Consider the following 22,557-nt stretch of genomic DNA (forward strand, 5'->3'; position numbering starts at 1 on the left):
ACAAGTTAGGCTTGAGGTTTCTCTAAGAGAAGTTTGATACCTAATGCGACCAAAACAACTCCCGTTGTACCTTCCATCCAACGCATAAAAGAAGCGTTTTTCAGAAGGTTTTTAGCACTGCTCAAAGCACCGGCTAAACCACATTGCCATACCATCGCGATCACAAAATGAATCAACGCCATCAGCAAAGATTGCGCTAACGGTGAATAGTCAGGATTAATAAATTGAGGCAGAAAAGCTAAGTAAAAAACGGCAGTTTTCGGGTTCAGCACATTCGAGAGGAAACCTTCACGCAGCGATCGGGTTAAGCGAAATTGTGTATGAGCTAGGCTCGCAACCTCAATGCCCTGCCCTGTTTTCATTAATGATCGTAAGCTCGAAATACCCAACCAAATCAGATAAGCCGCTCCCACCATTTTAACGATTTGAAATAGCTCAGCCGATTGGGCAAGAATCGCGGAGATACCAATAGCAGAAAAAGTGGCGTGAACGAATAACCCAAAACAGATACCCAAGCTGGTTGTGCATCCATCTGCAAACCCAGCCCGTGAAGTGTTACGGATCACCAAAGCAGTATCGAGTCCCGGTGTTAAGGTCAAAATAGTAATAGCGATAAGAAAAGCTTCGAAATTCTGGATAACCATATCAATCCTTGAAGGAAAATCAGCAAGTCTTTCTTATACCGCAAAGCCTCTCATGTGTCTTATGAAGATTTTTCAACTCACGCGAAGTTACTCGCCAAGCGTTTTAATCTCATTGATGGAATAGACTTTATTCACTTTATCCCAAGGGATGGGCTCTAGCTCAACACCTGCATCCTTAGCGCGTTGTTGGATATTTCTAAGATAAGAAGATTCTTTATATGTATCGGCTTTAAATCCATTGCTATCACGATCAGGAGTTTGGTCAGGAGCTAACTCCGTAAGATAAATAGTCTCTCCGCATCCATCTAACCAAACTTTAGCTTTCCCATTAGGCAGAAGACCAAAAATAAACTCTGCGCGATAACATGGATCAACAATAAATCCATTCCATTTAGTATAAGTTGTTTTCGTAGCTACTAACTGTTTTACGTTGTCAGGAATCTCATACTTAGTGACATAAAATTTGGTATCAAACAATGAAACCCAGTACACATAAAGTGTATCAGGTAGCTGGGTGGAACCTACACCAATTTGGCTTCTGCTTGTAATACCTAAGGCATGTGACAGCCCAAAACCATCATAATCAGGAAATATCTGACGGATATACTCAATATCGCTATCACTCATACGGGGGATAATATTATGAATTAATACAGTCCAGTTTTCTTTTTCATTAACACCGTAGATTTGGGTAATTTTTACTGGGTAAAACGAAGGCATTGTTACACCAACTCGCCACGTCCATGGCTGCTCGGTTTGATATGCAGCATTAGTAGAACATGAGTTAAGTAAAAGCACTGACAATAACAAGAACACTTTATTCATTTTATTTTCCTTGTTCGCATGGATAGCTGGCTCTTTTATAGCAGCCTGCTTTTTCGTCCCACAACGGAGACATTCCAATATCATCACCGGATGAATGGTGGAAGAGATTCAATGCCATGAGATTTGTCTTTAGCTCTGGGATTGAGAGCTTCTGTTGCAACGCTGAATATTGCCCATTTTTAGCTAGCTCTAGTACGCTTTGATTGATCTTGGCAAAGCCGCTGCCATAATCTTCGATGTTGTAGTGACGCATATCTTTATCTTCCCAGACTTCGGAATTTTCGTCGGACATGGGAACGCCATGGAACTCGGCCAAACCGTACATTAAACGTAAGTACAAACGCGAGAGATCCCCTTCCACTTGACGTTGAATATAAAGTTTGCCTGTCACTTGCCCCCCATCTTTCTTACCTTCTTGACGAACGTCCAACGGCTCAACCACGTAATCCTCATCTTTCCAACCCGTAAGCCTATCTAGCACCTTATATTTTTCTAGCTCATTTAACACATATTGCTTGGTTTTCTCTTCATCCCAGCGATCGGAAAACGTACGACTCACACGCTTAACAAGTTTCTTCTCTAAAACAGGCAGCAGATACCCTTGATTGTTAAAACTGAGCCTAGAGTAATAGCCGCCCCCAATATCTGAGTGAGCGCCTGGCAAAACAAATTCATGAAAATGTTCTTCATCCGTAGAATTGAGATGATTCAAACTAAAGTTATCTCGGCATTCAATGGTCGGATCCGCAGTTAAATGTACGGCACGCCTGACTCGTCTAGGGTCAATCCATAGTCTTACATCACCATTATCCGTGTGTGTATTGAGATCTAGGCCCAAAGAGGAGTTTTTAGAAAAAATATTGACTACTGAGGCCACTGTATCAAACAAACCAGCAAAGGTGATTTCGCAATTCGCTTTTATTTCATCGACCTCATCCCAATCAAAAGCGTAAATGAGTGGTAAATCGGCTTTCTGGCAGCCTAATGTAAACGTCTTCGCAAATTCGCCATTTTCACCATCCAATACCATATTGATGAAATGTCTTGCGGCAGCCGCTCCACGACTAAATCCAAAAACATCAAATTGGAGCTTTTCTATACCATCGACTTTCATTTTAAGAACTGTTTCAAATGTAGAGGTAACCTGTTCTATATTTTGAGAAAGTGTTTGAATCCCTGTAGTGACTTTGGCTGTAACTCCATACTTACCAATTCCTAAGCCTTGCCCGACAACGATCGACTCATCTGCAGGAGCAATCGCGGTGCTATTTCCCGTACCAATCCCAGTGATATACTCAGCATGGCTAAACATATTTTTTTCTTTAAAAAATTTGTCTTGAGAGTATAAATCGAACAGTTTTTGAACATTGGTTAATTCATTACTTGCACTACCCGCAACCGTCTCTATTTCTCCCTCATCATCTTTGAATAAGGAGAGGATGAAATTATCCTTTTTCGGATAGGTAAAACAATCACTAGAAAGTGCCGTAATTGGGACTTCTTTTTTTGCTCCATTACCGTTTTTGGAATTAATTTCGCATTCAGCATCGTATTTTGCTTTCCATTTACGATAGTAATTTTCTAATTGTTGTTTTCCCCATTGGGCGCTGTACGTATTGTTAGCAGTACCATCAAAGAACATTCCGACTCGAAGAGTAATAAACTTGTATGCCCTAACTTGAAGAATATAGGTTTTATCTGTAAAGAGTTTTAGCGTTCCGGCTTTGCCTTTTTGATGGTTAGTTGGTAATACGATCTCTTTCGGTAATTTGGTCAAATCACCCGTCGTAATTTCTTGATAAACCACCGGACCACTCTTGTGGGCACTGTAACTGCTAGAAAACTCTTCAACCGGTTTAGCTTTTTCTTCATTTTTTGGGTGACTTTTATCTTGCGCAGCTTTCAACCACTGATCATAATCCAACTCGATTTCAACAGGACCGGGCGCAAGATTTTCAATCAGGATAGGTGAAGCACTGAGCTCAATTGGATGCTTATTTTTCATTGCGTCAATCAAAACACCACTCACACCTTCAAAGGGCTGGTTCTGTTCATCCCGCACAATAATTTCAATCCAATGTTTGAGATTCTCACAAGGTTGACAATGTGGATGGGCACCTGTGCTACTCATGCTAATTTCTCCCGAATTTGCATTATTTCCTGAAGTTCTTGTTGATTAATATGAAGTGCATCACTCAGCTGCTCTAGAGTGGTTAATGAGGCTTTCCACAAGTGATTTAAAACTAAGTACTCTGCATTCTCGTGCCCCAAATTAGCCTGCTTAGCTTCATCTAAAATGGTTTTAATCCATTGTTGTGGCTCATCAAGCTGTTCCATTACGTAAGGAAGTTTTTCCCAAAAACGTCGTTCTAAAACTTGAGCATGCACTTCGGTTCGATAAAGTGGCATCAAATGATAAGGCTGTATTTTCCACCAAGGTGCAGGCTGATAGATAAACTCGGAACTACGCGTATTTACCCATTCTTGAAATATTCCTTGTTTAACGATGGCTAATTTATCTACTGGCCCTAAAAATTCGTTGCGTTCCAGATCTCGCATCTCATCCAACATGGGCACAATGACCTGCCTATCATAAAACCGAAACAGTACTTCTTCGCCTTCTAGTGCTGCAATCAAAAGGCTTTGGAGATGGCTTAATAATTCACTTGTAGAACTATGACTGGTTAAGAAAATGCCTTGCTGTAACAGCTCATCCGGCAATTCCAGCACCTTGTCGGAGACAGGAATTAACCAAGGTGACAAACTCATCACAGGAGCAAATGTTTCGCCATGAAATAGAATCTGAGTGCCGTCAAACACTAACCCATTATTAGCCGCAATAACTTGTTTAAAGGCTTGCTGATCTAATAACCAGAAGACTGGTGTGGTTTGTTTCACTAACCATTGCTGAATCATGAGTTTGCTCCCGCTAAAGGACACACCTTCACCGCAGGAACATTCGCTTGCTCGGCCTGTAGCAACGCTTGGTAAGAGATGGTTTGCGGTGGAGCCAGTGTCACGGCAGGCTCTAAGCCGCCCGGTAAGGCGGGCATTGCACCGCCAAAGCCGCTACCACTTCCAGCACTGCCACCAGAATTGAGATTGACCAAAGCACCAGACAGATGCACCCCCGCCGGATCGACTTTCACAAAGCTGCCGCCCGCTTTAACGGTAATCTCGGAGCCCGCTTCAATCACGACTTTCTGTCCCGCTTTCACATGGATCTCTGTACCCGCTTCATTGACCCAAACTTTGCCCACTTTCACATGCAGCGAGCCTTCAATACTCAGCACTTGCTCGCCCGTTACCGCATCTCGACTTTCTCCCTCGACCGTCAGGTGTTGGTTGCGCTTAATCTGGGTGAACTGGTCATTTTCAACGGTCAGATGTTGGTCGTGACGAATGACCGTGGTGTGGTCGTTTTCCACCAAACCATCGAAGTCTTTCTGCGCATGCAGGTAGATTTGCTCTTTGCACGCTTGGTCTTCAAAACTGAGCTCGTTAAACCCTTCCCCTTGGTGCGTCTCGGTGCGCAGCACGGTTTTGGTTTTGTGCTCTGGCAAGCTGTATGGCGGTGTATTGGTCGCATGAAAAGTGCGTCCGGTGATGATCGGTTGGTCTGGGTCGCCATTTAAGAAAGAGACAATCACTTCATGGCCGATGCGCGGAATGGCGATAAAGCCGTATTGGCTGCCCGCCCAACCTTGCGACACTCGTACCCAACAGGAGCTCTGCTCGTTACCGTTCGAGTAGCGGTCCCACGGGAAATGGATTTTCACCCGTCCGTGTTCATCACAGAAGATTTCTTCGCCTTCAGGGCCAACAACCGTCGCTATCATTGGGCCATCGACTTGCGGTTTGGGTTGTGGCTCAGCGCGCCAGTGAAGATGCCCCGGAATTAAGCTGAACTGATTGCTGTAGGTCGTTGCACCACTGCCGCCTTCTTCTTGTAACGCTTGCGGCTGCTCACCTTGATGGTTAATTGAGACCACCACCCAATCGCGGTTCATCGCGGGGTCAAGGTGCTCTTGCAGGTCAAACTTATAGCCGGCACGCAGCAGCGGCTGGTTGCTCTGCCCTGCCGCAGTGTGGGCATGGCGGCGCAGGTAGTCTAAACGGATTTGGCTAAAGGCTTCACCGTTGACATCGTCTTTATAACGCCCCGGCGCATCAAAATGTTGGTAGCGGGTTTGCTGATAATCCAGCTCCGTGCCCTGCACGGTTTGTAAAAAGGAGTAGGCTGGCTTTTTGAAGCTGTAGTCTTTGAGCTGAACTTCGCTCACTTCCGCTTGGGTGCGATAGGTTAAGCCGTGGATATACGGCGTATCCATCGTGCCGCCCGCTAAGGCGTTGTAGGGGATAGGCTCAGGCAGTTTGCTTAGGCTGTCACTGGCATCACTGAAATAGAGCGTATGTTTACCCGCTTCATGGACAAAGCTGTACACCAAGCCTTCTTCGGCGACGAGGCGGTGCAGAAAGTCGATATCGCTTTCACGATACTGCACGCAAAACTCACGCTGCGCGCAATCACGCTTGAGCGCAAAAGCGTAATCGTTGATGCCCATCTCTTGCAGCAAGATAGAAATAATCTCAGGGACAGTCTGCTTTTGGAAAATGCGGCTATTGTGGCGCAGAGATAAGCGCTCTAAGGCAGGGACTAAGGTGAGTTCGTAGAAAGTATGGTGATGGCCGATATCGCCTTGACTGAAAGCGCGCACAATGCCATGCACGCGCTGCACCAGTTGTGAGTTGCGGTAAAGCTTGAGCTCGGCACGCTTATCCACCATCTGCTCGGCGGTGAGGTTTGATACCCTACTCGCCAATTGCACTTCGTAGCGAAACCCGTAACAGGCCTGCTCTAAAAAGACACTATTAGAGAGTGACTCCTGCCCATGAAAGCCTCTGACCACCAGAGTCTCATCTTCCAGCCCTTCCACCTCAATGCTGTACGCTAATGTCGCCATCCTGCCTTTCCTTCCCCTACATTAAAAATGGCAAAACCTTAAACCCACAATACCGCGTCAAACGATACTCTGGGTTTAAGGTTTACAATCGCCCACCCGAAGGTGAGCGATATCCTCGGAGCGTAAATTACGCTTCGATTGGCTTACGCCAGTCATCCGCACCTGAAGTACCCGCGTTAACGTGGTCCCAAGTGATTTTGCGGTAAGACAGAGACACAGTCACATTCTGAGTGAAATCAGATTTTGCTGGGTCTTGGCAGTGTGGCATTTCACAGTGGATGTCCACGATAGACGCGTTTTCCAGCTTAGTGGTGAAGAAGTTTTCTTGTTTGCCTTCGATAGACGTGCGGTACCATTTCAGCTCAACGGTTTTCAGCTTCTCACCTGAAGACAGTGCGTTGTACAGCAGAGGAACGGCTTTGTTCAGCGCGACAGTGAATTTGAATGGCTTGTGCACGCGTTGGCCTGAAGGTTGACCTGATTGTGGGTCAGTCGGTACCGTCACTACGTGATCAAACTGTTGAACCAGCATCTCATCTTCGTGACCTTCAACGAATGAATCGCCGATAGAGTCTGCAGTACATGCGCCCGCAGTGATAAGACCCTGAGTTTGGCCGTCGATAGAGATATAACATGGAGTTGGCATGGCTATTTCCTTTCTAAAAAATCATTAAACAAAATGAAAGCGTTAACGCGCTAAGCGCACCGTCGCCAGAGAAGGAGCAAGGTCGATGCCAACTTACTTACCATTTAAAATCAATGTGTTATTCAATTATCTCCATCAATAAAGCAAAAACCTGCCTGTTCTTGAGCAAGATCTTGCTTGGTGGGCAAGATTCATCTTGATGAAAAAACGCGCTTCTCATCACTTGGTTATGGGCTTCCTGATTGATACACTTCGCTTTCATTTAACGTCACGGAAGGCTATTTCCATGAATGCATTCAATAAATTAGTAAAACATTCTAAAAAAATTTCTAACTTCAATCATTTGTCATCTATTGTCGGTTGGGATCAAGCCGCCGTCATGCCCAGTGGCGGTGCAGAAGCGCGCTCGCAAGCTATGGCTGAACTTTCTGTGCATATTCACGGTTTAATGACTCAGCCACAGTTAGCCGATTGGTTTGCGCAAGCAGAAAGCGAAACGCTCAATACCGAGCAGCAAGCCACCCTGCGCGAAATGAAACGCCAATGGCAACAAGCAACAGTTCTCCCTGAAGCCTTAGTCGAAGCGCAATCACTGGCCGGCTCCAAATGTGAGCACGCTTGGCGCAGCCAGCGTAAAAACAATGATTGGGCCGGTTTTGAGAAAAACTGGGCGGAGGTGGTCAAACTTTCTCAAGAAGAAGCGCAAATTCGTGCCGAAGCAACCGGTAAAAAACCTTACGATGCGATGCTGGAGCTGTACGAGCCGGGCACGACAACTGAACAGCTCAATCGCGTATTTAGTGATGTCAAAACTTGGCTACCCAACTTAATTGACGTGGTGATTGAAAAACAGAGTAGCGAAAGTTTTATCGCCCCCAAAGGCCACTATCCTGCTGAAAGCCAAAAGGCGCTGGGGCTGGATGTGATGAAGCTGCTGCAATTTGATTTTAACCACGGCCGACTTGATGAAAGTGTGCACCCCTTCTGTGGCGGCGTGCCAAGTGATGTGCGCATTACCACACGCTACAACGAAAGTGAGTTTGTTCAATCGCTGATGGGCATCGTGCATGAAACTGGCCATGCGCGTTACGAGCAAGGTTTACCTAAGCATTTGGCAGGCACTCCGGCTGGCGAAGCGCGTTCAATGGGCATTCATGAATCGCAATCTCTGTTCTTTGAGATGCAAGTGGGTCGTAGCCCTGCGTTTATTGCTCACCTCGCCAAGCTGGCAGGCAACCATTTTTCGGCAATGAATGACCCTGTATTCCTCATTGAGAATATTCAAAAACTTTACACGCGCGTGCAGAAAGATTTTATCCGCGTGGATGCGGATGAGCTCACCTACCCAGCTCATGTGATCCTGCGTTTTGAAATCGAACGGGATTTGATGAACGGCAAAATCAAACACACTGATGTGCCAGAACTTTGGGATCAAAAAATGCAGGCTTACTTAGGCCTAAGCACCAAAGGCAACGACCAAAATGGGTGTATGCAGGATATTCACTGGACCGATGGCAGCTTTGGTTACTTCCCAAGCTACACCTTAGGTGCCATGTATGCCGCACAATTTATGACGGCGATGAAGAAAACCGTGGATGTGGATGGCGCGATTCGCCGCGGCGATCTCTCACCGATTTTTACTTGGTTGTCTGAGAATATCTGGAGTAAAGGCAGCTTATTTAGCACCGATGAACTGGTTAAACAGGCTACCGGAGAAACCCTCAATCCTGAGCATTTCAAGACACACTTAAGCCAACGCTATCTGAAGTGATCGTTCAAGAGCCCCACCGCACGTGGGGTTCTTTATACCTGGAACACTCAGCCCCATCAACGCCATTTCTCGGCATAGTCGAGATAAATTCTGTAAATAGATGCAACACAATTGCAACCATGACACAGCTCACTTAGTATGTGACTCAAACTTTTGCATGAGTTTTTCCAATGGCGTAGGAAATGCCATCCAAATTGATCACTTTTAAGGATGTAAAGTGCTATGACCCAACTCTCGTTTAAGAACAAGATAATTTCTCTGATCATCGCGATTATCTCGCTGACCATCATCACCTCATATTTTAGTGTTAACCATTTTATCAGCCGTTACATCCAGAACGCCGATAGCCACAACATCACACATAACATTGACTTAATGCAGCGTAAGCTCGAAAACGAACTGAACAGTAAGTTAGCTCTCGCGCAAAGTTTGAATTTCAGCATGATGGATATTGGTGAAACCAAAGCCAGTTCGGGCTTCGATAAAATCATTAAGATCGTCAACGGATATGCCTTTGATGATACAGGCAATATGAGCGAAGAAGATGCACAGCAGTACGTGAGTCTCGCTGAAAATCATGGTGATGCTGTGGTGGTTAGCCCAGTGACATTGCATGAGGGGCAGCCGACGATTACTTTTTCAGTCAAGCGTTTTGATGACTCGGTTGATTTCTTCGTGTTCAACCTTTCCGCCTTTAGCCAAATGATGATCGATTACGCAACTGAAGGTAGCTTTGCAGAGTTGATGGCCAATGGCAGTGTGATTTTTACTAATAAACAGGGTGAGAATCTCACGCCGATTATTCGCCCAATCAATTTTGCAGGACAAGATTGGCAATTGATTGGCTACATCGATTTAGCCGCTATTCAGGCCAATACCGATCAGCTCAACTGGAGAATTACCCTCGCGCTTCTCGTCTGTGCCTCGGTCATTATTGTTGCCAGTGTTGTCATGCTGCACGTCTCTTTTAAGCCATTGAGCCGCCTCAACGCTTTGGTCGCAGACCTATCACAAGGTAATGGTGATTTGACCCAACGCCTTGCGGTGGAATCAAACGATGAAATCGGTCACATCTCTCACTCCATCAACCTTTTCATTGAGAAACTGCAACAGATGTTTATTGAAGTGGCAGATTCATCGAAAGGAATTGATCATGCGGTGATGCATTTAAGCAATCAGGCGCGGTCTAATCTCAATACACTGAACCAACATACGCAAGAAACTGAACAAGCCATTACCGCCATTGAAGAAATGAGCGCCAGTGCAAGTGCTATTGCGCAGAGTGCGGATGATGCTGCGCTATTGACAGAACGAACCAATCGCTACGCTGATCAATCAAAGCAAACCGTTAGCGGAGCCGTAAACAGTGTGAACGGGCTAGTGACCCAAGTCTCCTCCATGGCGGAAACGATCACGCGCATGAGCGAGGACACAAAACAGATCACCACCGTATTACAAGTCATCGGCGCGATTGCAGAACAAACTAACCTACTGGCGCTCAACGCAGCAATTGAAGCTGCTCGTGCTGGTGAACAAGGTAGAGGTTTTGCGGTAGTCGCTGATGAAGTTCGTGCATTAGCCTCTCGCACACAGCAAAGCACTTCGCAAATTAATGACATGCTAGCGACGTTGAAAACCACTACGGAAAACGTAGTAAAAGAAATGGATTCAACCCGTATTCACAGCGAAGAAACAGCTGAACGCACTAATCATGTGATGGACTCGCTCAACGTGGTTACCGATTCGGTAGTAGAAATCAACAATCTCAATACCTTAATCGCGACCTCAGCGATGGAGCAGCGCCAAGTAACGCAAGAAGTGAGCAAAAACATGGCAGCAATTCAAGAGATGGTGCGCGAACTTAACAACAACGCGGCGCAAGTGACTTCCGTCAGTGATGAGTTGCAAAACACCTCCCACGGGTTAGGGGATGTCGTGGGACGATTTAGGGTGCAGTAACCTTCCACCTAACAAGACTCATCAGCTCGATGGAATAACGGCGTAACACCCTTGGGTATTACGCCGTTATTATTTAATGCACTGCGGATGTATCCACAGCCTTTTTTGGTCTGGGTGCAAACCAGATCATGCATGCCGCAAAAGCAAAGATCAGAGCAATCACGATAAATAGCTGGTTGGTTGCCACCATCACACTCTGATTTTGTAGCATCCAATCCATCGCCGATCGGCTCTGCTCAGCACTCATCCCTGAACTTTGCATGGCCTGAGTAGCCATTCCGGCTTTATCAGTTAAACCTGCCAACTCAGCATGAACATAACGTGTTTCATGTTCCCACGATGTATTGATCATCGAGGTAGCAAAGGCACCAGACAAGGTTCGGATAAAGTTCATCAAGCCGGCAGCCGATTCTATTTCATGGGGTTTCACGCTACCTAAGGCAATCGCAGTCAATGGCACAAAGAACAACGGCATGCCGATGCCTTGGAAGAATAAAGGCCAACTGATTTGCGAGAACGTCATGTCCACCGTGTTAAAACCGCGCATGAAAGTCCATAGCCCTAACCACATTACGCCGAAGAAAACGAACGGCCGCGGATCAAACTTAGACGACAAATTTGCCACAATAGGTGCCAAAAATACCGCTAAAATCCCCATTTTTGCGGTTGCTTGGCCTGAGATAGTCGCGGTGTAACCCATATAGATTTGTAACCACAACGGTGTCAGTACCGAGATACTAAAAAAAGCACCAAAAGCGAGTGACAACGTCACCATACTCATGCTGTAACCGCGATGTCGGAATACCTTTAAATCCACCACCGGATTACGTTCCGTCAATTCCCAAATCAAGAACGCGATAAAGCCAATCACGGCAATCGCTGCCAACATCACAATACGTGAGGATTCAAACCAATCATGATCTTTACCTTCATCCAACATCAATTGCAGTGCCGCGACCCACACAACCAGTAGCGCCAGCCCCACTTTATCAATTTTTGAATGTTTGGTTTTGGTTTCAAATTTTCTCAGTAGCTTCCAACACAGCAGTGCTGCCGCAATCGCAAAAGGCATTTTGATGAAAAAGATGTACGGCCAACTGAGCTGATCACACAGAACGCCCCCTAAAATTGGCCCCATAATCGGCGCGACAAGCGTGGTCATCGACCAAATACCAATCGCAGCATGGCTTTTGTTTTTCGGGAAAATCCGAATCATCAAGGTCTGCGAGAGTGGCATTAAAGGCCCGCCGGCAAAGCCGAGAAAGATCCGGAACATCACCAACATATTCATGCTATTGGCCAAACCGCAAAGCAGAGAGAAAACACCAAATAACAGAAAACAGGTAACAAAAACCCGAATAGAACCAAACCGCGAAGCCAACCACCCAGTAAGAGGCACTGAAATCGCTTCTGCAACCGCATAAGAGGTGATGACATAAGTCCCTTGGCTGGTTGACGTGCCTAAGCTCCCTGCAATACTTGAAACCGATACGTTAGCGATGGTCGTATCTAAAATTGCGAGAAAATTCGCCATTGCCAGACATAAGGCACCGAAAAACAGTGCCCATCCTGATAAGGGTTGAATCTCATTGTCAGTGTTATGACTCATGAATTCACCTTAGCCTTGCGTTGAGGCTTTCGCGGCGCGGTATTGGGCTAAGGTTTGCGGATCCGTATTACCTGCAGTATCTACCGTGGCAATCATAGATAACCCGACTTGCAATGGGTAGGCTTGCAGATCTTTAGGGTCCAGCTCGATACGGATCGGTAGACGCTGTACCACTTTAATCCAGTTCCCTGTTGCATTTTGCGCCGGGATCATGGAAAACGCAGAGCCCGTGCCGCCAGAGAAACCAACAACCACTCCATGATAGGTCACTTCATCACCATACAGATCTGCTGTTAACGTCACCGGTTGGCCTACTTTCACGTTGCGAAGTTCCACTTCTTTAAAGTTCGCATCGACATAAATCTGAGTCGTCGGCACTACGGTCATTAATGGCATACCCACTTGTACACGACGCCCAACTTGCACCTGACGCTTAGCAACCACACCACTGATCGGCGCGCGAATAACCGTCCGTTCGAGATCGATTTTCGCTTGTTCATAACGCGCTTTTGCCAGTAAGACTTCCGGGTTACTGTCTACGGTCGTGTTATCAGTCAACGCAGCATTGGCTTTTTGTGAGCCGATGGTCGATAGTTTGGTCGCCTGAGCTTGAGCCATAGCGGCTTTTGCGGCGTTAAAGTTCGCTTGAGCCTGTGCAAACCCTGTTTTGGCATTCGTCAGCTCTTCACCAGACACGGATCCCGAACGCACTAAATCTTCCCGACGAGATAAATCGATTTTGGCGCGCTCAAAATCCGCTTGTGCGGCTTTAAATTGCGCTTTCACGCGCTGTTCATTGGCTTCTTGGGCTTCTACCATCGCGGTCAACCCTTCATCATTTGCTAGATAGCTACGCACACGGCGTTCTGCGAGAGCCAAATCCGCTTCAGCTTGGAGCAAAGCCAATCGCGCATCAGTATCATCCAACTGCACAAGTACATCACCTTGTTTGACATACTCGGTGTCCACCACATTCACTTGCGCGATAATCCCGCCCACGGCTGGCGTGACTTCGGCGATTTCAGCTGCCGCATAAGCATTGTCGGTTGAAATGTAGCGTGACCCGATAAAGTGCCAATAGAGTGCATAGCTCCCCCCTGCAACCACAATTGCGGCCGCTAATCCGAGAAACCCTTTTTTACGCGACTGAGCTGCGCGTTCACCATCAAACTCGGTGTCAGTATTATTTGAATTCATTGAAGATAACCCATTAAGATTCTGTTGTTTCAAAACCGCCGCCTAGCGCATGGATCAGCGCCAAATCTAGGCTGAAAGCGCGTGATTGCAAATTGACTAACGCTCTTTGGTTACTGAGTAAGGATTCTTCAGCCACCAAAACATCCAGATACGTGGCTAAGCCACCTTCATAGCGATTTGTCGCAATATGCAATGCTTGCTCAGCTTGCTGAACGGCTTGTTGTGTTTTGTTAATTCGTGCTTGTAAAGCTTGGCTACTCGTCACCACATCTGCCACTTCATGCAAAGCTTGCACTAACGTGCCATTGTATTGAGCGACCGCTTCTTGATAGCGTGCTTCAGCAGAAGTCAGTTGCCCTTCTAAACGCCCCCCAGTAAACAGCGGCAAGTAGATCGCCGGACCAATCGCACCAGCGTTATTGCCACTATCAAACAGATGATCCAGACCAAATGCTTGATAACCAATAAACGCGGATAAGGTAACGTCTGGGTAAAACTGTGCTTGAGCAATGCCCACCTGTTGTGATGCAGCCTCAGCACGCCAACGTGCTGCAGTAATATCCGCACGATGTCCCAATAACCCAACGCCCGCTTCAGAGGGCAAACCATAACGATGAGTTAATTGGATATGCGGTTCAGTAATCATGAGCGCACGATCAGGACCTTGCCCCACTAAAGCGGCCAAAGCATTTTTCTGTAACTGAATAGATTCATTAATTCCAAGCCATTCGGCTTCCACACTCGCCGCAATCGCTTTCGCTTGGCTTACTGAGCCTAGCGTTTCTAAACCATTGGTATAGCGTTTTTCTAAAAGCTCAACGGTTTTGTTACGCACTTCCAATGCGGCATGTACTGTGTGTTGATTGGCATAAAGACGAGCCAGCTCAGCATAGGCATTAGCAATTGATGTGCTGATCATCAAACGCGCTGCCACACCTTCCGCTTCAGCCGCCGCTAATTCAGAAGTCGCCGCCGTCACGGCTGCTCGGTTCTTTCCCCAGAAGTCAAAGTCATACTGAAAATTTAGGGTCAACGTACCGTAATCATTCCATCCATCTGGCGGCGTGGCTGATTGATAACGTTCGCTAACTTTACTTTCCGTGGCCGATGCCGCTAACCCGAGATCAAATGATCGAGCCGCTCCTGCCTGACGAGCTAGGCCTTGTGCACCTTTGAGCCGAGCTATAGCGACATCTAATGAGGGTGAGTGCTGCAGCGCCTCCGCGATCAGTTGGTTTAATTGTTCATCTTGATAGCGTTGCCACCAATTTGCTGATGGCCAGTCCATTTCAGCTTGGTGAGAAAAAATGTTGGTCGAGCTAAGCTCATTGGCTTCTCGCATCACCGCCAGATCATTGTGATGTTCAGGTACTGAACACCCCGTTAAAACTAAGGCGCTAAGCAGAGAAATGGCAAAATAAGGTGCGGCTTTATGCAGCAAACCTACCGATTGAACGCTATTTTTCACATTTGAAAACCTTATAACTAAACCGTACTGTACAGTTATACTCTTGACAGAAGGAAATCGTCAAGAGAAACTTATCCACAATTTCTAACTGGAAATAGACGATTTTATGCGGGTAAAAAGTGAAGAAAAAAGGCAAGCAATTTTAGAAATTGCGAAAGATTCCTTTACACAACAAGGCTTTGAGCAAACTTCTATGTCACATATTGCGAAGACATTGGGGGGCTCAAAAGCGACGCTATACAACTATTTTAGTTCGAAAGAAGAGATATTTGCTGCCGTTATGCAATCATCAGCTACAGAGCAAATAGCCCTTTCTTTCCTCTCTTTGGACCAAAATCGAGAGGTAAAACCCGCCCTATTAGAATTTGGTTACAATTTTTTGAACTCTGTTTTAACACCAGATGTGATGGCGATTTATCGCATGGCGATTCACGAAGCAGATCGTTCTGAAATTGGGCGGCATTATTATGAAAATGGCCCTAAACGGGGTTGGACACGCTTAAGCCGCTATATTGCTTGTCAAATTGAGTGTGGTTCACTGAAAGAGTGTGATCCTTGGGTCGCCGCCATGCATTTCAAAGCCTTGCTTTCGGCGCAATATTTTGAACCGTTCTCATTAGGTGCCATTGATAAGCCGACACCCAGTGAACTCAAAGCAACGACCCAGCGGGCGGTAGACGCATTTTTGTGCCTTTACGCGCCAAACTGATAGTAAAAGCAAGACACAAAAAAGCCGGGATTCTCCCGGCTTTTTTAATCGCTATTATTTCGATCACTCTTTATTGTTCTTGCGTTACACGCTTATGTTTCGGCACATAGTTTAGAATCGAAATTGGCACGGGCTTTTTAGGCTCAAAACCTTCGACCACTCGGCGCTCAATCAAATGACCTAAACGGCTTTCAATCATGCATAAGTTTTTAAAGTTGTCTTTCGACACAAACGAAATGGCTTCACCTACCGCATCTGCGCGACCGGTTCGACCAATTCGGTGGACATATTCATCGGCAGGGAAAGGTAAATCGTAGTTCACCACACGAGACAGCTGCTCAATATCAATTCCTCGCGCCGCAACACCGGTTGCAACCAAGTATTTGATTTTTCCTGCTTTAAAATCGTCAAGCAACTGTGCACGAATCGCTTGGCTACGGCCGCTATGAAATGCTTCGGCTTGAATCCCGCGCTTTTCTAGCTGTGTTACCAGTTTGGCTGCACCATGCTTGGTTTCGATGAAAATCAGTGCCTGATCCCACTGCTGTTCAGTAATTAAATGGCTTAGCAACGCCGATTTGGTGTCTTTATCCACCGAGATCAACCACTGGCTGATATTACTTTTTGAAGCTTGGTTGGCCGCAATAGTAATTTCATAAGGATCATTGACTGCCGTTTTCGCCAGTTCACGAACTTTACGTGACAGTGTCGCGGAAAATAGTAAGAACTGCACTTCACTTGGCAAGCAATCAATAATTTTATTGATTGCTTCAATAAAGCCCATATCCAACATGCGGTCAGCTTCATCGAGTACCACCATTTCGATTTCTTCGAAATAGACGGCGCGCTGACCATACAGATCCATCAAACGTCCCGGTGTTGCCACCAACACATCGACACCCTCAATCAAGCGTTGCTTTTGAGTTTGTTCATCCACACCACCAAATACAGCTAGGCCTTTTAACCCTGTGGCTTTACCGTATTGATCCACTTTTTCCGCTACCTGCATCGCGAGCTCTCGCGTTGGCACAAGAATCAATGCGCGAACGCGCTTTTTCCGTTGTGTTTGCCCTTGGCGCAATTTTTCGAGGATCGGCAGGACAAAACTGGCTGTTTTTCCGGTACCGGTTTGCGCCGCCGCAATAACATCTCGCCCTTGTAAAATAACAGGGATAGCTTGAGTTTGGATTTGAGTTGGAGTTTGGTAACCAAGTTGCGCCACAGTGTGGGTGAGAACGTCACTTAAACCAAGTTGAGAAAAAGGCATGAATTTACTCGAAATAGGTAATCTTAATGGCTGAACCGAATCTTGGCTCACCCGAAAAAACAAGGGTTGGATTCTACCACCAACCCAGAACAGACTGCGTATTTTTTTCACCCCAGCGTCTTATTAACGCAGGTTGACTAACACCGCCGACATCCCCATCCCTAGGAACCTTTGGATTAATCGGCAATCTCACTGACGGTTTTTTGCACATTTTCAGCTGCATTTTGGATCTGTTCAATCAAGCCTTGAGTTTGCAGCAGCATGTCGTTGAACTCTGTCACTTTCGCTTGGATTTGTTCCATAGTTTCACTGGATTGTGCCGTCAACTCACTGTTACGTTTCACGATATTATCGATTTCACTGGTGGCTTGACTGGTGTTGGATGCCAAACTGCGCACTTCATCAGCCACCACGGCGAAACCCCGCCCATATTCACCCGCTCGCGCAGCCTCAATCGCCGCATTTAACGCTAACAAGTTGGTTTGCTCTGCAATCTTATTAATGGTGATAACGATTTGAGCAATTCGTTGTGATTGAGAAGACAGATCCGTCATCAGCGAATTGGCACCAACAATCGATTCCTTGATGCCTCCGGCGATTGTTGCCGCCTCATCAATCATAGTGCGTCCTGACTCTGCCAAATCCACGGTTTCAGCCGAGGTTTGTTGAGCCATTTGTGAAGCATCCTTGGTCGCTCTCGCTTTCAATACTTGCTCAGTCACATCTGATGCAAATTTAACAACTTGGTTCACTACACCGTCACTAAAGGTTGGGTTATAGGTCGCCTCTAGCCAAATGTCTCTTCCATGGCCGGTTCTACGGTGAAAAAGCCCTGATTTAAATTCGCCGTTAGCAAGTTCGTGCCAAAAGTTGGGGTTTTCTTGATAAAACGCGTCATCACAAAACATGCGGTGATGCTTACCTACGATTTCTTCTAACCGATAGCCCATTGCTCTCAAGAAATTATCATTGGCATCTTTGACATAACCATCAGGGGTAAAACGAATCACAGCCGAGGAGAGATCTAATGCCGAAAATATTGCCGCTTGTTTATCTGAACGGTTTTTTTGTTTCGTGACATCGTAAGCCACTTTCGTCACTTTATAGACTTTTCCAGCACTGTTACGAACGGGCATATAAATCGCTTCAATCCAAATGTCTGAGCCATCTTTTTTGATGCGGTGGAAGGTTTTACGCTGCGCTTGCCCATGTGCCAAACTTTTCCAAAAATGTGCGTATTCAGGGCCTTTCACCGCCTCTGGGTCACAAAACATGCGGTGATGTTGCCCGAGCAGTTCTTCTTTGTTGTAGCCCATCGTATTTAAAAACAGAGAATTGACGTCTAAAATTTTGCCTTGTGGATCAAACTCAATGTAAGCCATGTTATTTTTCAGGGCTAAAACCACATCGCCCTCTTGGCTCTGTTGTGGTTCGACTTCCGGTTTCACCGCTCTTTTTTTCCAAAAATACATATACAGGCTTCCTGTCACTCAAATCCCGCTCAAGGTTGCGGGCTGCGCATTTTGTGATTTTATTGTTATAAATAACAAGTTGTTTTCAGTATAGACAACATTTTTATGAAATAACGAAGCGTCCCATCAATAATCTCAACGCTTGTGCTTGCTGAGCCAAGTCTTCACTTGCCTGAGCGGTTTCTTGCGCGCTCAGTAGTACCGTTTCCCCAGCATCCCGAATATCGCTCATATTGTGACTGATCTCATCTGCCGCGACAGATTGCTCCTCACTCGCGGCTGCCACTTGGGTATTCGCCGAAGTCAGCTCCAACAGTGCTTGATTAATACCATCCAACTGTTTTTTGGCCTCCGAAATAGAGGCAAAGCTGTCTTCAATTTGCTGATCGTTTGAATCAATCATTTTCGTTGCGCTTTGTGCTCGCTCCACCAAAGTATGAATCAAGCCTTTAATCTCATGCGTGGCTTGTTGACTACGGGAAGCTAACGCTCGCACCTCGTCAGCCACAACGGCAAATCCACGACCTTGTTCGCCAGCACGCGCCGCTTCAATCGCCGCATTCAGGGCTAATAAGTTGGTTTGTTCAGAAATGCCCTCTACGACTAAAACAAAACTTTCAATCTGCCGCGTACTCGCCTCTAACTCGACAATCATTTGCTGAGATTGTTGGGCGTTTGCTACCAGTTGGCTTGAGACCGCTTCCGTTTGCGCCAACACACTACAACTTTGACGAGCGTTTTCTTGAGCACGAGCCGTTGCGGATGAAGACTCTTCTGCACTACTCGCAACCTCAGTAATCGTAATGGCCATTTGAGCCATTGCACTGGCGACTTGCTCGGTGTTGACTTGCTGCCGTTGCACTGAGTGTTTATTGCCTTCCGCCACTGAAGCCAGTTCGGTCACGGTTGACGCTATTGTATTGGCACGATCGATAACTTCCCCCACCATATGGCTGAGTGATTCTGCGGTCGTATTCATACTGGTTATCAGTTGACCCACTTCATCTCCCGTCGTTACCTTGGCTCGCTTACTGAAGTTGCCAGAGGCCATTTCAGTTGCCAATTTACGAGCGCGAGCAATCGAGACCACGATTTGCTTACTAAAAGAAAAACCTAAGACCAAACCAAATAAAATCGAGAAAGCACTTAAATAGATCATTCCCCATAGAGCTTCTTGTTCTTGTTGCTCGGTTACGAGCACCGATTTCTCTGTTGTTTGCTCGATTTTACGCAACACATCAATTAATTGCTCATCAAGTGCCACTTGCAGCTGCTCTAATTGGTGGGCTTGTTCTGCCAGTAGCTGAACATCTTTACCAGCATGAATTTCACTTAGCAAACTATTGAGCTGACGTTCAAACTCATTGTGTTGATTGCTGAGTGAATCAAGATATTGTTCTAAGCTGTTTAAATTTCCGCGGATGGTTGGGGAGGTTGAGTCGACAATCGCAGCATTGAGTTTTTCACGGGCTTGGTTGAGTTCTTGCTTAAACGCACTCACTAAGTCACGTAATTGAGTTTCAAGTTGGGCTTGTTGTTGCTTCCCTTCTTGGCTTGCGATTTTCGCCACACGGAATACTCGCTCAAGAGTAATGGCACCTTCCAGTTGATGCACAGTCATATCCGTCATCAATTTAGCGAGCGGCATGTTGTCGTGTGCTATAGCGTCGATTTCAACAGAAATTTTTCTCATTTTTGAAATGGAATAAGCGGAGACGAATAAAGTTAAAACTAATAAACATCCGACTAAAGCGATCATCTTTTGAGTAATCGATAAGTTTTTAAACCACTTCATAACAGCGCGCCTCACATTCCTTGCACTTATGCCATACATTCATGGCTCCAACCTGTCTCAACCTACTCAAAGAGAGTAAGCAGACAAACCCACTAGCCAACGCGTGGTGATCACTTAGTACAAAATCGACGTTTTGTTTGTTTCTAATTTGAGTATTTTCTTAATTAGTCTAGGTTATGAAATTGCAAACCGTTGAAACTGATGCTTATAAGAGATTCATGGCTTTGTTTTTATTGAAAAAAAATAATTTACCTCTTTAGTCTAATCTGTCCGTCTATTCAGTCTGCTGAATCCTTTGCCAAAAATTGAGCTGTTCTAATGCCATTCACCAGAGCCGTTCTCAGCATAACGGCTCTGGCTTTAGGAGGATTATGTTAGGCACTCATTTTTAGCCCAGCGATCCCTGCGATAATCAAAAGTAAACTGACTAATTTAACCACGGTTAAGGCTTCACCAAATAAGAAAGCGGCGGCGAGCGCCGTACCAACAGCGCCAATACCTACCCACATACCATAAGCCACACCTAACGGCAGAGTGCGCAATGCAACACCCAGTAACACAAAGCTGATGATCAACGCAGACAAGGTAGCGACAGAAGCCAGTGGCTTAGTAAAGCCTTCACTGTATTTCAGACCAATCGCCCAAGCGATTTCACAAATACCGGCGAGAAAGAGGATTAACCACGCCATATATACACCTCATATATGGGGTCGTCCCCGAAAAGAAATGGAGTGGTGAGGTCGTCCTCACTTCCTGATGTGAAGCGTATCCTACCTAAGTAGGATACGCTTGGCTATCTTGGTCAATCATTATTCCGTTTTTAGTGCATCACGGCGTAAACGCCATGCGGTGATCAGCATAGCAAACAGACCTAACAAGCTCATCCCCAAATACACCAGACTAAATCCTTGAGCGAGAACCTCTGAAGTGACAGATGTGGCTTGGCTGCCATGTTCGCTCACTGTCACAGTTTGTGGAACGCGCAAGTAAAACAGCGCCGAACAAAATGCTACGCCCAATGCACCACCGAGTTCACGGCCAAAGTTAAACAGTGACATTCCAATCCCACGGTCACGCGCGGGCAGTACACTTTGCACCACCACACCAAGCGAAGGCAACGTAAAGCCTAAACCCAGACCTGCGATACCGAGCGATAAGTGCACCCAAAGATCATAATGAATCTGCCAAATCGCCAAAGCTGACAGCAGAAAACCGCCCACCACCAGAGCTTTGTATCGCCCAGAGCGAGCGACCCACTTGCCGCCGAGATAGGCGCCAGTCGTGATACTGAACATAAAGATCACCATCGCGGAACCACTTTGTGAGGGCGAAAGTCCCTTTTGCCATTGCAGTTGAAGTGGCATGTATACCAGCAGTGCAAACATCAGCATTTGCGCAATCATAATCAAACTAATCGCGGTTAAATAACCGGGTAAACGTGCCAGTCGTGCAGGTAAAATAGGGTCACTGACATGTCTTTCCACCAAGATCAACAATCCCAAGCAGAGCAAAAGAGCAAAGGCTCCCCAGCCCGCAGGCAGAAAACTATGTGAGGAGAGTTGAAGCAAAAGCAAGGTGGTGAAGATCATGAGTAGCCCTGCCCCTAACCAATCAAAACGGCTTTGGCGTTTTTGATTAAGGTGTTTGAGATGACGATTCACCATGTACAACGCCACCAGACCCAATGGCAAGTTAATGCCAAACACCCAACGCCAACTTAAATGATCGGCAAAATAGCCCCCCAGTAAGGGGCCTGCAATGCTGGAAACTGCATAGACCGCGGAAATATAACCTTGATATTTCCCAACCTCACGCGCCGGAATGGAATCGGCAATCACGGTAAAAGCCAGCGCAATCAATCCGCCGCCACCAATACCTTGAATCACGCGCGCGCCAATCAACGTGGGCAAATCATAAGCAAACGTACAAAGCGCCGAACCCACAATGAAAATACCAATGCTGATGTTCAGCATACGTACTCGCCCAAACAGATCGCTGAGTTTGCCATACACGGGTAATACCGCCGTAGCGGCAAGCAAATAAGCGGTAATGACCCACGTTAAGGCACTCCCAGCGGAAAGATCCTGTCCTATCAGGGCAAGAGGTGTGGTAACTATGCTTTTTTCGAGTGAGCCAAGGGCAATCACTAACGCCACACTGGCAAAAATGATGCGTGGATTAGCAGCAGGTAAAGGATGTGGATCGGAATGCATGGGTTCTCTTTGTGGTCG

General features: G+C 46.3%; 17 protein-coding genes. 3 read left to right on the forward strand and 14 right to left on the reverse strand.

All coding sequences use genetic code 11. The annotated features are described in order from the left end of the window. Positions 1-5 precede the first annotated feature (5 nt). From EPB59_RS05970 to hcp-2, 6 genes are all read right to left on the reverse strand, one after another. A complete protein-coding gene (locus tag EPB59_RS05970) occupies positions 6-644 on the reverse strand; it encodes a LysE family translocator (protein WP_154171829.1) in 639 nt (212 codons plus the stop codon). 87 nt (positions 645-731) lie between these two features. Then, positions 732-1,469 carry a DUF2931 family protein gene (locus EPB59_RS05975; protein WP_154171830.1) on the reverse strand — a complete coding sequence of 246 codons (738 nt, stop codon included), beginning with the start codon at positions 1,467-1,469 and terminating at the stop codon, positions 732-734. A 1-nt stretch (position 1,470) separates the two neighbouring features. Then, complete coding sequence (locus tag EPB59_RS05980; RefSeq protein WP_154171831.1) at positions 1,471-3,600, reverse strand: phospholipase effector Tle1 domain-containing protein; 2,130 nt, start codon at positions 3,598-3,600, stop codon at positions 1,471-1,473. Further along, the gene (locus EPB59_RS05985; protein WP_055050754.1) at positions 3,597-4,385 is read right to left on the reverse strand and encodes a DUF4123 domain-containing protein; all 789 of its coding nucleotides are present in this window, start codon (positions 4,383-4,385) and stop codon (positions 3,597-3,599) included. Before EPB59_RS05985 ends, EPB59_RS05980 begins: the two co-directional genes overlap by 4 nt. Then, positions 4,382-6,433, reverse strand: coding sequence for a type VI secretion system Vgr family protein (locus EPB59_RS05990; RefSeq protein ID WP_154171832.1), 2,052 nt, complete (start codon positions 6,431-6,433; stop codon positions 4,382-4,384). The genes EPB59_RS05985 and EPB59_RS05990 overlap by 4 nt, the downstream gene beginning before the upstream one ends. A gap of 127 nt (positions 6,434-6,560) precedes the next feature. Then, entirely contained in the window at positions 6,561-7,079 is a 519-nt protein-coding gene (hcp-2, locus tag EPB59_RS05995; protein ID WP_001142921.1) for a type VI secretion system effector Hcp-2, read from the reverse strand. Between the two features lie 286 nt (positions 7,080-7,365). Between hcp-2 and EPB59_RS06000 the strand changes: the two genes are divergently transcribed. Next, a complete protein-coding gene (locus EPB59_RS06000) occupies positions 7,366-8,850 on the forward strand; it encodes a carboxypeptidase M32 (RefSeq protein WP_195707073.1) in 1,485 nt (494 codons plus the stop codon). Positions 8,851-9,072: 222 nt separating this feature from the next. Further along, positions 9,073-10,809, forward strand: a complete 1,737-nt coding sequence (locus EPB59_RS06005; protein WP_154171834.1) for a methyl-accepting chemotaxis protein — start codon at positions 9,073-9,075, stop codon at positions 10,807-10,809. 73 nt (positions 10,810-10,882) lie between these two features. Here the strand turns inward: EPB59_RS06005 and vceB are convergent, their stop codons facing one another. The 3 genes from vceB to vceC are packed head-to-tail and all read right to left on the reverse strand — an operon-like array spanning position 10,883 to position 15,083. After that, complete coding sequence (vceB, locus tag EPB59_RS06010) at positions 10,883-12,418, reverse strand: multidrug efflux MFS transporter permease subunit VceB (RefSeq protein ID WP_055034509.1); 1,536 nt, start codon at positions 12,416-12,418, stop codon at positions 10,883-10,885. A gap of 9 nt (positions 12,419-12,427) precedes the next feature. After that, complete coding sequence (vceA, locus tag EPB59_RS06015) at positions 12,428-13,615, reverse strand: multidrug efflux MFS transporter adaptor subunit VceA (RefSeq protein WP_055050749.1); 1,188 nt, start codon at positions 13,613-13,615, stop codon at positions 12,428-12,430. Positions 13,616-13,628: 13 nt separating this feature from the next. Next, a complete protein-coding gene (vceC, locus tag EPB59_RS06020) occupies positions 13,629-15,083 on the reverse strand; it encodes a multidrug efflux MFS transporter outer membrane subunit VceC (RefSeq protein ID WP_154171835.1) in 1,455 nt (484 codons plus the stop codon). Between the two features lie 106 nt (positions 15,084-15,189). Here vceC and EPB59_RS06025 point away from each other — a divergent pair, with 106 nt between their 5' ends. Beyond that, positions 15,190-15,792: a TetR/AcrR family transcriptional regulator gene (locus EPB59_RS06025; protein WP_055027099.1), complete on the forward strand. Its 603-nt coding sequence runs from the start codon at positions 15,190-15,192 to the stop codon at positions 15,790-15,792. A 70-nt stretch (positions 15,793-15,862) separates the two neighbouring features. On the opposite strand, the gene EPB59_RS06030 is transcribed toward EPB59_RS06025, so the two are convergent. From EPB59_RS06030 to EPB59_RS06050, 5 genes are all read right to left on the reverse strand, one after another. Continuing rightward, positions 15,863-17,059, reverse strand: coding sequence for a DEAD/DEAH box helicase (locus tag EPB59_RS06030; RefSeq protein ID WP_154171836.1), 1,197 nt, complete (start codon positions 17,057-17,059; stop codon positions 15,863-15,865). A gap of 176 nt (positions 17,060-17,235) precedes the next feature. Beyond that, positions 17,236-18,531 (reverse strand): methyl-accepting chemotaxis protein, encoded by a 1,296-nt coding sequence (locus tag EPB59_RS06035; RefSeq protein ID WP_154171837.1) that lies wholly within the window; start codon positions 18,529-18,531, stop codon positions 17,236-17,238. 103 nt (positions 18,532-18,634) lie between these two features. Further along, positions 18,635-20,326 (reverse strand): methyl-accepting chemotaxis protein, encoded by a 1,692-nt coding sequence (locus EPB59_RS06040; protein WP_154171838.1) that lies wholly within the window; start codon positions 20,324-20,326, stop codon positions 18,635-18,637. A 374-nt stretch (positions 20,327-20,700) separates the two neighbouring features. Then, positions 20,701-21,015: a DMT family transporter gene (locus tag EPB59_RS06045; RefSeq protein WP_154171839.1), complete on the reverse strand. Its 315-nt coding sequence runs from the start codon at positions 21,013-21,015 to the stop codon at positions 20,701-20,703. A 120-nt stretch (positions 21,016-21,135) separates the two neighbouring features. Next, a complete protein-coding gene (locus EPB59_RS06050; protein ID WP_154171840.1) occupies positions 21,136-22,539 on the reverse strand; it encodes an MDR family MFS transporter in 1,404 nt (467 codons plus the stop codon). Positions 22,540-22,557 lie beyond the last annotated feature (18 nt).

Source organism: Vibrio metoecus, from assembly GCF_009665255.1.
GTDB lineage: Bacteria > Pseudomonadota > Gammaproteobacteria > Enterobacterales > Vibrionaceae > Vibrio > Vibrio metoecus_B.